Origin of the sequence: Paenibacillus sp. PSB04 (assembly GCF_025809195.1) — a bacterium.
Taxonomy (GTDB): domain Bacteria; phylum Bacillota; class Bacilli; order Paenibacillales; family Paenibacillaceae; genus Paenibacillus_AQ; species Paenibacillus_AQ favisporus.
On the sequence record NZ_CP081301.1, the window covers coordinates 757,501 to 769,702 of the forward strand.

Annotated in this window: 9 protein-coding genes (1 of these 9 cut by a window edge); 1 reads left to right on the top strand and 8 read right to left on the bottom strand. The window is 52.5% G+C overall.

Features of this window, described 5'->3' with window-relative positions; translation table 11 throughout:
* On the top strand, positions 1–390 hold the 3' portion of the coding sequence (locus K2F33_RS04035) for a molybdopterin-dependent oxidoreductase (RefSeq protein ID WP_263881031.1). 858 nt of this gene lie to the left of the window's left edge; the window shows 390 of its 1,248 coding nt (coding positions 859–1,248); its start codon lies off the left edge, out of view; its stop codon occupies positions 388–390.
* Positions 391–412: 22 nt separating this feature from the next.
* On the opposite strand, the gene K2F33_RS04040 is transcribed toward K2F33_RS04035, so the two are convergent.
* From K2F33_RS04040 to K2F33_RS04075, 8 genes are all read right to left on the bottom strand, one after another.
* Positions 413–2,275 carry a transglycosylase domain-containing protein gene (locus tag K2F33_RS04040; protein ID WP_263881032.1) on the bottom strand — a complete coding sequence of 621 codons (1,863 nt, stop codon included), beginning with the start codon at positions 2,273–2,275 and terminating at the stop codon, positions 413–415.
* On the bottom strand, positions 2,272–2,883 hold the full coding sequence (locus tag K2F33_RS04045; RefSeq protein ID WP_263881033.1) for a hypothetical protein: 612 nt from the start codon (positions 2,881–2,883) through the stop codon (positions 2,272–2,274). The genes K2F33_RS04040 and K2F33_RS04045 overlap by 4 nt, the downstream gene beginning before the upstream one ends.
* 361 nt (positions 2,884–3,244) lie before the next feature.
* Positions 3,245–5,266 (bottom strand): NAD-dependent DNA ligase LigA, encoded by a 2,022-nt coding sequence (gene ligA / locus K2F33_RS04050; RefSeq protein ID WP_263881034.1) that lies wholly within the window; start codon positions 5,264–5,266, stop codon positions 3,245–3,247.
* A 34-nt stretch (positions 5,267–5,300) separates the two neighbouring features.
* Complete coding sequence (gene pcrA, locus K2F33_RS04055) at positions 5,301–7,628, bottom strand: DNA helicase PcrA (RefSeq protein WP_263881035.1); 2,328 nt, start codon at positions 7,626–7,628, stop codon at positions 5,301–5,303.
* Positions 7,629–7,790: 162 nt separating this feature from the next.
* Positions 7,791–8,477: a heptaprenylglyceryl phosphate synthase gene (locus tag K2F33_RS04060; RefSeq protein ID WP_263882284.1), complete on the bottom strand. Its 687-nt coding sequence runs from the start codon at positions 8,475–8,477 to the stop codon at positions 7,791–7,793.
* Between the two features lie 195 nt (positions 8,478–8,672).
* Complete coding sequence (locus tag K2F33_RS04065) at positions 8,673–9,545, bottom strand: phosphatidylinositol-specific phospholipase C/glycerophosphodiester phosphodiesterase family protein (RefSeq protein ID WP_263881036.1); 873 nt, start codon at positions 9,543–9,545, stop codon at positions 8,673–8,675.
* Positions 9,546–9,748: 203 nt separating this feature from the next.
* Positions 9,749–11,155: an undecaprenyl-phosphate glucose phosphotransferase gene (locus K2F33_RS04070; protein ID WP_263881037.1), complete on the bottom strand. Its 1,407-nt coding sequence runs from the start codon at positions 11,153–11,155 to the stop codon at positions 9,749–9,751.
* Positions 11,152–12,060 (bottom strand): glycosyltransferase family 2 protein, encoded by a 909-nt coding sequence (locus tag K2F33_RS04075; protein WP_263881038.1) that lies wholly within the window; start codon positions 12,058–12,060, stop codon positions 11,152–11,154. The genes K2F33_RS04070 and K2F33_RS04075 overlap by 4 nt, the downstream gene beginning before the upstream one ends.
* Positions 12,061–12,202 lie beyond the last annotated feature (142 nt).

Here is a 12,202-nt window from a genome sequence, read left to right on the forward strand (position 1 = left end):
GTCCAGGTCAGCGATTTTCACTGCGTCACCGGCTGGTCGGTGTACCATAACACTTGGGAAGGCATCCCCCTTAAAAAATTGTTGGATGAAGCCGGGGTTCAGCCAGCGGCACAAACTGTGAAGTTTTATTCGGGCGATGGGGTCTACACGGACTCTATAACGATGGAGCAGGCTCGCATGGATGACATTATGGTAGCCGTTCTGCACGACGGCAAGCCCATTCCAAGCGATCTCGGCGGTCCGGTACGGCTGATCGTTCCCCAAATGTATACTTATAAGTCCGTCAAATGGTTAAACCGGATTGAATTGATTCAAGGCGACCATGTCGGCTATTGGGAAGAGCGGGGTTACGATAAAAATGCCTGGCTTCCGAACGCCAAAAGGACATAACTCGCTCCTTGCAGCCCTTCAATCAACGCTCAAGCCCCCTCCTCATGACCGCTGAAAACAAGGCGGCGGCCTTCCCGCTGCCTGCGGTCATGTAATGATCCGCATCCGTTCTGTCAAACCCCATCCATACAGCCCCGGTCCATTCCGGCGTATAGCCGACGAACCAAAGATCGCGGTTTCCCTTGCTGCTGACGCCGGGCAGGCCAAGCTGCGTCGTGCCGGTTTTGCCCGCTACTGGCCGGTTCATCCTCGCTTTCAGCCCTGTGCCCTCGTTCACGACACCGCGCAGCATGCTCGTCATATTTTCCGCCGTCGAGTGCGAGATGACTTGGCGCTCATCCGGACGGTAGGCATACAGCACCCGACCTTTTGAATCCGTAACCTGCCGTACGAGATGCGCATCACGATAAATCCCTCCGCTGGCAAACACGCTGTACGCCTGCGCCATTTTCAAGGGAGAGACGCCGGAATGAACGCCGCCAAGCGCAATGGACAGATTAGCATCCTCAGAGGTAAGCGAAATGCCCAGCTTCGCCGCGAATTGTATCGCCTTTGTAATCCCTACCTGCTGCAGCAGCCATACGGCCGGAGCATTTACAGACTGCTGCAGCGCTTGCCTCATGGTCATTTGCCCCTGATAGGTTCCGCCCAAATTCTGAGGGCTGTAGCTCCCGTAAGCTATCTTGCGATCCTGAAGCATGCTGTCCGGCGAAAATTTACCGCTCTCAAGGGCCGGGCCGTAAGCGATAATCGGCTTAAAGGCAGAACCCGGCTGCCTGGCATCAACCACAGCCCGGTTCAAGCTGCCTGCAGCCGGATGCCTGCCTCCGGTCAGCGCCACAACCTCTCCCGTCCGATGATCCATAATCACCATCGCTGCTTCAACCTGCTGATCCTTGCCGTCCGGCGGAAAGAAATCCGGGTTGGCAAACGTATCTTCCAGCGCAGCCTGTGCAGCCATATTCATTCCCGTTACGATGATATACCCACCCGTCTTCAACTCTTCCAACGTTTTGCCTGTTCGGAGCGCGGCTTCCTTGAGAGCAGCATCCATATAAGAGGCCCCCAGCACAGGAGGATTCACCTTCGCCGGCGGCTGATATTTCGTATTCATAGCAGAGATCATGTCATGACGGGTAATCAGACCTTGACGCTTCATAATGCCAAGCACTACGTTGCGCCGTTGTATGGGCAGGTCGCCCTTATGTAACGGATTATAAATGGACGGTCCCTTCGGAATGGCAGCCAAGGAGGCGATTTGCGCCACACTGAGCTTTTTTAGATCCGTCACTCCGAAATAGTGCTCCGCCGCAGATTTGATGCCGAATTGCCCATCCCCCATGTAAATCTCATTCAAATATAATTCCAAAATGTCATGCTTGGACAAGCGTTTCTCTAGCGACAAAGCAATAGAAGCCTCGTTCAGCTTGCGCAGCAGCGTTTGATCCCGGTTCAGATACAGATTTCGTGCCAGCTGCTGTGTAATGGTGCTGCCACCTTCCGAAATCTGCATATGGATGGAGTTGGTGTATACCGCACGCGCAATCCCTTTGTAATCCAGCCCATGATGCCCATAAAAACTCCGGTCCTCCACCGCTAAAAAAGTGTCCAGCAGCAAATCAGGCATATCTTCCAGGTGCGCCTTGGCCCTGTAGCCCGACTCCGGCAGTGGTATTGTTCGAAGCTTGGTCCCATCCGAGGCCACCAGGATGCTCGACTCCGGCAATACCAGTTTCTCGGGATGACGCCCCACGACGATACCTCCGTACGTATGTACATAAACCAGACCCGCCAGTACGATCACCGCACCGATGACCGCTATATCGAATGAGAGGTAGAACCCCCTCATCACCTTATGCCAAACCTTTGCCTGCAGGATGTTCATGACGCCGTCATCAGGCTTTCCAGAAGCCTCTCCAATCCTTGCGCTTCCCGCTTCACGGATTCCATATCGAAATCTGGCGGCCGCTGACTGTCCAAGTCCGCAGCCTCCAATGTGCGGAGCAGAGATTTGATTCGCAAAATGACTGCCATCACCTCTTCGTTGTCCAAAAGCGGGGTCGTTTCATTTTGGATGGGCGGTGTGGATATTGGATCGGCTGAAGATGTTGTCATCCATCTACGAATGCCTTGTAAGTGGCTTGCCAATGCCTTCAACTCACCACCGGAGACAACGTTCAGTTCACGGAAGGATCCTCGATCCGCCAGCTCCTCCGCCGCTCTCACGATCTGTTTCATATCATCCGCAAGTTTTTGCGAGCGAAGCATGAACAAACCGGCAAACACGATCAAAAAAACAACGGCGGCTATCGGCGTTCTACCAATATAGTTCACCAAACCACGGGCCAGCCTGGCAAAAAATGAATCGGGCGAAACATGTCCATATGACCACACAAAGACACGGTATGTCAAAAAGAGAACGATACCGCTTAATAAAGCGCTGCCCGTCACTGTATACAGATAAGCAGCCCGAACCGTTAACCATTTCCTCAAAACTCAGGCCTCCTCTCAGCAAAGCAGAAAATTCACCCACCTATGCGCAAAAGGATACCAGACAATTCTTAACAAACACCCGCGAAATCCTTAACATTCCCTTAAAATTCCACCGCAAGCAGAAATCCGGCTTCATGCAGAGAGCCCACTCATGCGGGAGCTTTTTTCTAGCCACTGAAAAAAAGGGCGGCAAAGTCCGTCTGGTACATTCCACCGTCCACTCCTTTATTAGGGGATACTCCTGCCATTCGGATACCAGATAAGTTCTTGTCATCCACGGTCCAAACAGCAACATCCGCATGAGAAAAAGCCCTGGACCCATTTTTTAATGAGCCAGGACTTTGTTGGTCACGTTCAATAACTAGTTCGCTTCTTCGTTCAATAGACGGATGAACTCGTCCTCATCCTCGATCACCTGGATGCCGAGCTGCTTCGCTTTGGCCAGCTTGCTGCCGGCCTTCTCTCCGGCAATGAGCAGGTCCGTCTTGGCCGAGACGCTGCCCGTCACTTTCGCTCCCAGCGCCTCCAGCTGCGCCGACGCCTCGTCGCGTGTCATTTGGTGCAGCGTGCCGGTCAATACGACCGTTTTCCCACTAAAGAAGGAGTCGGTTTTAACCGCCTGAGGTGCCTCAGGCGCCTTCGCCTGCACGCCGAGGGAAAGCATTTTCTCGATGCCCGCCACCACAAACGGATCGGCAAAGAAGTTCACGATGCTCTCGGCGACAATGCCGCCGACATCCGGAAGAGCGATTAACTCCTCTATGTCGGCTTTCATCACAGCATGGAGATCCCGGTAATGGTCCGCCAGCATTTTGGCCGTGGATTTGCCGGTGTTGGGAATACCCAATGCGTACAGGAAGGAAGCGAGATCTCTGCCCTTGCTTTTTTCAATCGCCTCTAGCAGATTCATCGCCTTTTTCTCGCCAAAACGATCCAGCTTCACCAGCTGCTCAAACGTCAGCTCATACAGCTCCGCCGCTTCGCGCACGTTCAGTTCGTCGTACAGCTGTCCGGCTGTCTTATCGCTGAACGTCTCGATATCCATCGCGTCACGGGAGGCGAAATGCGTAATCCGCCCGATGATTTGCGGCCTGCAGTTCAGCTTGTTGTTGCAGAACAGATGGGCGCCGCGCATTTCCAGCGGGAAGCCGCACGCCGGGCAATGCTCCGGATAAATGATTTCACCGCCGTCGTTCTCTTCGGTCACCTTACCCAAAATCTCCGGAATGACGTCGTTGGAACGGCGGATAAACACGCGCGTACCCAGCGCATATTTCAGGTTTTTGCGCTCGATGTCCCCCACGTTGTTCAGCGTACAGTTCTGAACGGTAACGCCTGCCAGCTCCACCGCTTCTACCCGGGCGAGCGGAGTTACTTTACCGGTACGGCCTACGTTCCAGCTGACGGACTCCAGCACGGTTGTCGTCTCTTCTGCCTCGAATTTGTAGGCTACCGCCCAGCGAGGGAATTTGTCCGTATACCCGAGCGCCTCGCGCGTGCGCATGTCGACGATTTTGATAACGGCTCCGTCAATGAGATAGTCCAGGCTGGAACGGCGCTCCTGAATTTCGGCCAGCTGCTCCATCACATCGTCGAAGTTATCGAAATACGTGATGTACGGATTGACTTTAAAATGATTTTCCCGCAGAAAATCCATCATTTCCTTATGGCTGTCGAACCGGATGTTATCCGAATAGCCCACGTTGTAGAAATAGGCATTCAACCGGCGCTCGGCCGTAACCTTCGGATTCAGGTTGCGCAGCGCTCCCGCCGCCCCGTTCCGGGCGTTCTTGAGCGGCTCTGCCGCCGTCTTGTTGTACTCCTCAAGGACAGAGAGGTTCATAATCCCTTCGCCCTGCACCTCGATCGTTCCGTCCTTATATGGAATGCTCAAAGGCACAGACTTAATCGTCTTGATCTGCGGAAGGATGCCTTCGCCGACCACGCCGTTTCCACGCGTAGCCGCCTGAACCAATCTTCCGTTGGTATAGGTCAAATTGAGCGTGAGCCCGTCAAACTTCAGCTCCACCGCATAGCTCAGCTCGGGCAGAGGGTTATCCGGGTTCTTCTTGTTAAAGTCTTGAACCAGCCTTACAGCCCTTGCGTTCCAGCTGCCAAGCTGTTCGATATTTTGGGCCTTATCCAGGCTCCACAGCGGAGCCAGATGACGATGCTGGACAAATCCTTTGAGCAGCTCTCCCCCTACACGCTGTGTCGGAGAATCCGGCAGCGTCATGCCGGTCTCCTTCTCCAATGCAACGAGCTGGTCGTACAAAGCGTCGTACTCTTTATCGCTAATGACAGGCGCATCCAGCGTGTAGTATTGATAATTGTGCTTATTCAGCTCGGCTACGAGCTGCTCCATGGTCAACTTCGGATCCATGCAGGGTCATCCCTCCGTCTATAGATTCATAATTTTAATTTTCCACTTTGGTGATCGGCGCAAACCCGGCCAAAAGGCGTTTCACGCCAACCGGCGCTGGAAAAGCGATCTGCAGCTCCGTATCGTTGCCGCTGCCTTTCACCGAAACGACCGTCCCGATGCCCCATTTGCCGTGGGAGACCTTGTCTCCCGCCTTCAGGGCGGTGAGGTCCGAGGTACTGCTCGCCGCTGCCATTTTGGCCGGAGTGGAGGTAGTCACCGTCACCCGGCTCTCCCGTCCAACCGAAGTGGCCATCGAACCGCTCTGCGAAGATGGGGCAGCACTTCTGCCGAAGTTGCTTCCGCCGCTGCCAAAACCTCTGCCGCCATAAGAACCGCCAATATTGCCTCCGCGGCGGTAGCGGTCACGGGCAACGACCGTATCTTCCTTCAGCTCTTCCGGGATCTCATCCAGGAAGCGGGAAGGCGGGTTCGCCGTCGTCCGGCCGAACAAGGTGCGCATCTGCGCGCAGGATAGGAACAGCTGCTGCTCCGCGCGGGTAATCCCGACGTAAGCCAGCCGGCGCTCCTCCTCCAGCTCCTCATTATCTTGGAAGGCCCGGCTGTGCGGGAATACGCCTTCTTCCATGCCGATGATAAACACCACCGGGAACTCCAGCCCCTTGGCGCTGTGCATCGTCATCAGGACAACTGCATCCGCGCGGTCCTCCTCGCTGTCGTTCATACTGTCGATGTCGGCGATGAGCGCCAAATCGGTCAGAAACGCCACCAGCGACTTATCTTCATTATTCTTCTCAAATTCCATCGTAACAGACAGGAACTCGTCGATATTTTCCAGGCGGGACCGGGATTCGATCGTATTCTCGCGCTGCAGGTCGATTCGATACTGGGTCATCTCCAGCATTTTCTCGGTCAGCTCAGTGACGGACAGATACTCCACCATCTGGTAAAGAGCCGAAATCATATCGTAAAACTCCACCAGGGCATTGCGGGTCCGTCCGGCAAAGCCGAGATCGTCAACGAACTCCAGGACGCGGAAGATGGACACTCCCCGCTCCGTCGCCGCGGCTGCAAGCTTCGCCACCGTCGTATCGCCGATACTCCGTTTGGGAACGTTAATGATCCGCGTCAAGCTGATATCGTCATCCGGATTGGAGAGCAGGCGCAGATAGGCCAGCATATCCTTAATCTCTTTGCGGTCGTAGAACTTAATGCCGCCGACGATTTGGTACGGAATGTCCGACTTGATCAAAATTTCCTCGATGACCCGGGACTGGGCGTTCGTCCGGTACAGGATGGCATGATCCTGGTACGACTTGCCCTGATTTACGTTCTTGCTGATTTCCGAGGTGACGAAATACCCTTCGTCATGCTCCGAGTCCGCCCGGTACACTTTAATCTTCGCGCCTTCGCCTTTATCGGTCCACAGCTTCTTCGGTTTGCGGCCGGTGTTCTGTCCAATGACCTCGTTCGCTGCGTTCAGAATCGTCGCGGTGGAGCGGTAGTTCTGTTCGAGCAGAATGGTGCGCGCTTCCGGATAGTCCTCTTCAAAATTCAAAATGTTGCTGATGTCCGCGCCGCGCCAGCGGTAAATAGACTGGTCGCTGTCGCCCACAACGCAAATCCGGTGATGGCTGTCGGCCAGCATCCGGCACAGCATGTACTGCGCCCGGTTCGTATCCTGGTACTCGTCGACATGAATGTACTGGAACTTTTTCTGATAAAAATCCAGCACTTCCGGCACTTCCTTAAACAGCTGAATCGTAGCCATGATCAAATCGTCAAAGTCCAGCGAGTTGTTGGCCTTGAGCCGCTTCTGGTACATCGTGTATACCTTGGCGACCAGGCCTTCGAAATAGTCTCCCGCCTTCTGTTCATACTGCGCCGGCGTCACCAGTTCGTTCTTCGCCGTGCTGATGACGGACTGGATCGCTTTCGGCTCGAATTTCTTCGTGTCGAGGTTCAGATCCTTCATGCAGTTTCGGATAACGGACAGCTGGTCTGTGGAGTCCAGAATGGAAAAGTTCGAGGTGAATCCGATGCGTTCAATATCTCTCCGCAAAATGCGGACGCACATCGAGTGGAACGTGGACACCCAAATATCCCGTCCCTCATTGCCGACCAGCTTGGCTACCCGGTCCTGCATCTCGCGTGCGGCTTTGTTGGTAAACGTAATGGCCAGAATGCCCCAAGGCGGAGCTTTGCGGGTTGCGATCAGGTAAGCGATCCGGTGCGTGAGCACCCGGGTCTTGCCGCTGCCCGCGCCGGCCATGATGAGCAGCGGGCCGTCCGTGGCTTCCACGGCTTGGCGCTGCTGCGGGTTCAGTCGTTGTATTGCCTGTTGTATATCAATAGGTTGCATGCGTGCATGCTCCTTCCTGCTATAGAAATTCACAAATATGATAGGACATCATAAAAGCGGTATGCAGTGTGGCCCAACGGCCAGCATCTATTATACCGGTTAGCGGTTATATGCATTTGGGGATTAGAGGTAGTACCGACAACAGTTTAAATCCACTTACTTTTATTCCTTAACAGCCTTAACCGTCAGCAGCGCCTGCTTCAAATCTTCGTAAACGGCGTTGCCGACGACGATGGTGTCGCAGACGTCAGCAGCCTGACGGGCCGAATCGGCATCCTTGATGCCTCCGCCATAGAACAGCTTGGCCCCGTTCAGCGAGCGGTGAATGTGACGCACGGTCTCCATGTCCCCGAACGTCCCGCTGTACTCCACATAGACAACCGGCAGAGACATTAACTTGTCCGCAACCTGGGCATACGCCGCTGCTCCGGCCGCATCCAGCTCTGTCTGCGCACTCGTCAAGCGGGCAACCGTGGAATCAGCGTTCAGGACGATATATCCTTCGGGAACGAGCAGCTCCCACGGGATCATGTATCCATATTCCTCTACCGCCCGCTGATGATGGCCAACGAGCCATGCCGAATCCGAAGCATTGAGCACCATGGGGATCATATACAGATCAAAACCCGGTACGATCGCCTCCAAGTCGGACACCTCCAGCACGCAGGGGACCTCATATCGCCTAATACGGGACATCAGCTCCACGGTGTTATCAAACGTTACCCCGCTGGACCCGCCCACCATGACGGCGTCCGTACCGGACATGCACACCGCATCCAGCGCCTCATCGGAGATCTCCTTATCCGGGTCAAGCTTAAACACATGCCTCCATGGCATAATCATTTGCATCAAACGGCATTCCTCCACGACAAATCTTCATAAATCTAGTCTATGTCAGCACCGGGTGAGTGTCAATTTGTGTTCGCATAAAATGCGAACATTTTTTCGCCAATCCGCCGTACACAAAAAAGAAGATATGCTCCGGGTAGAGAAGCATATCTTTCAAGTCATAAACGATTCATCAGGTGAACAATATGGATGCAATTACCACCCGAGCGCAACCAGCCAGCGGGTATCACCGAGCTCTTGTTCCGTTACAAAGTCGGAATACACGCCCGTAACCCCCATTCGCTGCAGCCTGCCAATTTCGGAAGGATCGTTAATCGTATTCACATAAGCCGTGATGCCCGCTTTTTTCAGCTTGGCCAGAAAGTCTGGCTTCGCCCGGGATTCCGGGATCGTGACCGCCTCAATCGAATGGCTGGCAGCAAAATCGATGACTTCCTGATCCGTATCCTTGGTCGCATACAACGTGTATATAATAGACGGAAACTCATAGATACCGTTCACCATGTCCAGCATCGGCTGATCGTAAATTTGCGGCACGACCCTCCCCAGCAGCGCGGGATCGCGTTTTTTTGCCGTATTTACGAGGATCTCCAGCTCTTTTTGCATATCCGCCGGCTCCTGCTCCTTCGTATCTGTCACGATATAAATATCGGGATAATGCTCCATCAGGTCCAAAATATCCGACCAATCCAGCGGCTCGTATGTGCCGAGGATTTTGCTGTTCTTGAAGTCGCTGTAGGTCAGTCTTCCCGACTGCTTGTCCTTCGGAAGCTCACCCTTTTGCCCCAGCAGCTCGGTCATGTACTGCGTCCATTCGTGCCTGGCCACCAAATGGCCGTCCGCCGTCAGTAGCAGATCCACCTCGAATACACGGTTTCCTTTTTCGTAGTTGGCAATAAACGCCTCATAGGAATTCGTGTACGCATGCTCGCGGATCCCGCCCATCGCGTGGGAGATGACCCGATAATCGGTAAAATTGTTGTTGATGTCCTTGGAGCTTCCCTGGGGAACCCACATCATCAGGCCGGCCGCTACAACCAGCGCCAGCAATGCCACCCATTTCCTCATCGATATCACATCCTTTTCACCAGCGTAAGCGTGAGGGGAGCGTGTCTGATTCGTTGGGAGCCGAAGAAAGAGATTCGTTAGTAGAGATTACCCGGACGGGAGGGGTGTCAAACGATGAGGGGGTGGGGAAAGATGGGAGTTAACCTATTGGATAAGAAAAAGCGACGTCATGGACGCCGCTTCATTAAATCAGTTCTTGATTACTAATATGCGTTTTTATTAACAAAGCCGTTTCGTATCGTTTTGAAAATGATTTTAATATCAAAGAGAAGAGACCAGTTTTCGATGTAGAAAATATCGTGGTTAATCCGTTCCTCAATGGAAGTGTCTCCGCGCAGGCCGTTGCTCTGAGCCCAGCCAGTAATGCCGGGGCGTACATGGTGTTTCACCATATACTTCGGAACTTCCTCTCGGAATTGTTCTACGAAATAAGGGCGCTCCGGTCTTGGGCCGACGACGCTCATATGCCCCAGCAGCACGTTGAAAAATTGCGGTAATTCGTCCAAGCTGGTCTTCCGGAGAAACGAACCAAACTTAGTCCGCCGCGGATCATTTTCCGTCGTCCAGCCCGTATCCACCGTACCCGGTGGCATTACCTTCATTGAACGGAACTTATACATCATAAAAGTACGACGATTCAAACCAACCCTTTCCTGCTTGAAAATAACAGGGCCCGGAGAAGTGATCTTGACACCGATCCAAATCAATAGCAAAAGCGGTGACGTCAAGATAATGGCAAACAGGGAAAACGCAATATCGAACAGCCTTTTGAACAGCCGATTTGCCGCCATGTCCAGCGGAATATCACGGACGTTAATTGTCGGCATACCAGCAAAGTTATCAAAGTAAGGTCTGGCTGGCAGATAGTCGAAAAAGTCAGGAATAATGAGCGTACGCACACCCGCTTTTTCACACAAAGCAATAATTTTCGCGTATTTGAAGTGCGCGTCTAGTGGTAAGGCTAGAACGACCTCGTCGATCAGTTCTCTTTCCAGAACAGCTGAAAGGTCATCTACGGTACCCATAATAGGCTTGTAACGCCGTTCCTCTATACTGTCCCACTCCCGGTAATCGTCCAGGAAACCGATCACTTCATAACCAAGCTCTGGGTACTGCCGAAGATTATTATAAAATCTTTTGCCAAGCGACCCCGCTCCAACGATCAATACAAACTGCCGGTTGTAGCCTTTCTGCCGGATATACTTCAGAGACGATTTAAGAATGTAACGGTATACCAGGATAAACATCACCAGCGTAACCATATACATGGCCAAATACGAACGGGAGATGTTCACTTCTTTCACAAAGAACATTAAGCTAAGGAGCACAAAAATGCTGATGCAGTGCACCTGAACAATTTTTATGAATTCATCGGCAAACCGCTTTTTTCGCTTAGGCGAATATAGAGCAATCATCATGCCGGCTACGATGGCGATGCCTCCATAAATAAAGCTCCACATCGCATAGGTTTCGATCGGCAGCGGTCCGCTGTACGGTATCCAGCCACTCCGAAAACGGATCCACCAAACCAGCAAGAACGAAAACTGGATGAAGGCAAAGTCCGTCAATGCATACATCTGAGTCAGGAACTCCTGATTTTTCCGAATCACATGCCCACCTCCACATTAGTTTCTCGAGTGCTCGGTGCCGATTTGGGACGAACTAGCCAGCTCTTCATCAGAGCCATGGCAAATTTAAGCCCTACCCCCATATATATGAGGGAATTCGTCAAAACATTGTATTGTTTGCGATAATGCTTTCGGTGAAACACGATCATCGCCCGATGGAACTCGTAAATAATCTTATATGGCCTTCTGCGGGCACTTCCGCCTTTATAGTGAACAATCGTGGTTTTGGGATAGTAATGAATGTCCCACCCCGCCTGTTTAATGCGGTAGCACCAGTCAATATCCTCGCCGTACATAAAGAACGTTTCGTCGAGTCCTCCGACCTCCTCCAGCACCTCACGCCGCACAAGCATAAAGGCCCCGACCAAACAATCCACCGGGTAGGCCTGATCTGGATCCAAGTGCCCCAACTGGTATTGGTTGAACCGTGGATTATCCGGAAACAGCTTGGAAAATCCGAAGGCATAATAAAACGACGCCGACGGCGTCGGAAATCCGCGCTTGCAGGCTTTGTCTAGGGATCCGTCAGGCAGTATAATTTTGCAGCCGGATGCCCCTGCCTTGGGATGTTCGTCCATAAAAGCGATCATGGTTTGTAACGTATCCTTTTGGATGACCGTATCCGAGTTAAGCAGTAAAATGTAACGTCCCTTAGCCGCTTCCATCCCCTGATTATTAGCCTTGGCAAATCCGGTATTATCCTTATTCGCGATGACTTTCACTTGAGGAAACTCGGCTCGAATGGTCTCGACCGAATCGTCGGAAGAGTTGTTATCGATAACGATGACCTCATAGGTATAGTCCGTCCCCGAGGCATACACCGAACGAAGACAGTCCACCGTCAGCTGGCATGTATTGTAATTCACAATAAGAATGCTTAAATCCAATTTGAAGCACATCCTGACAACCATAGTTATGAAAATATATTAAAATAACGACAATATACCCAAATTCAACCTATCTATCGACATTATAGCATAAGAAGATGGTAGGTAGGGATGAAATAGGAAGTATAGAGAAATAGATAGC

Coding starts and splice junctions, on each gene's coding strand:
- K2F33_RS04060 (WP_263882284.1), bottom strand. CDS start 8,477: ATGCAAATGATTATGCCATGGAGGCATGTGTTTAAGCTTGACCCGGAT.
- ligA (WP_263881034.1), bottom strand. CDS start 5,266: ATGGATCCGAAGTTGACCATGGAGCAGCTCGTAGCCGAGCTGAATAAG.
- K2F33_RS04065 (WP_263881036.1), bottom strand. CDS start 9,545: ATGAGGAAATGGGTGGCATTGCTGGCGCTGGTTGTAGCGGCCGGCCTG.
- pcrA (WP_263881035.1), bottom strand. CDS start 7,628: ATGCAACCTATTGATATACAACAGGCAATACAACGACTGAACCCGCAG.
- K2F33_RS04040 (WP_263881032.1), bottom strand. CDS start 2,275: ATGAACATCCTGCAGGCAAAGGTTTGGCATAAGGTGATGAGGGGGTTC.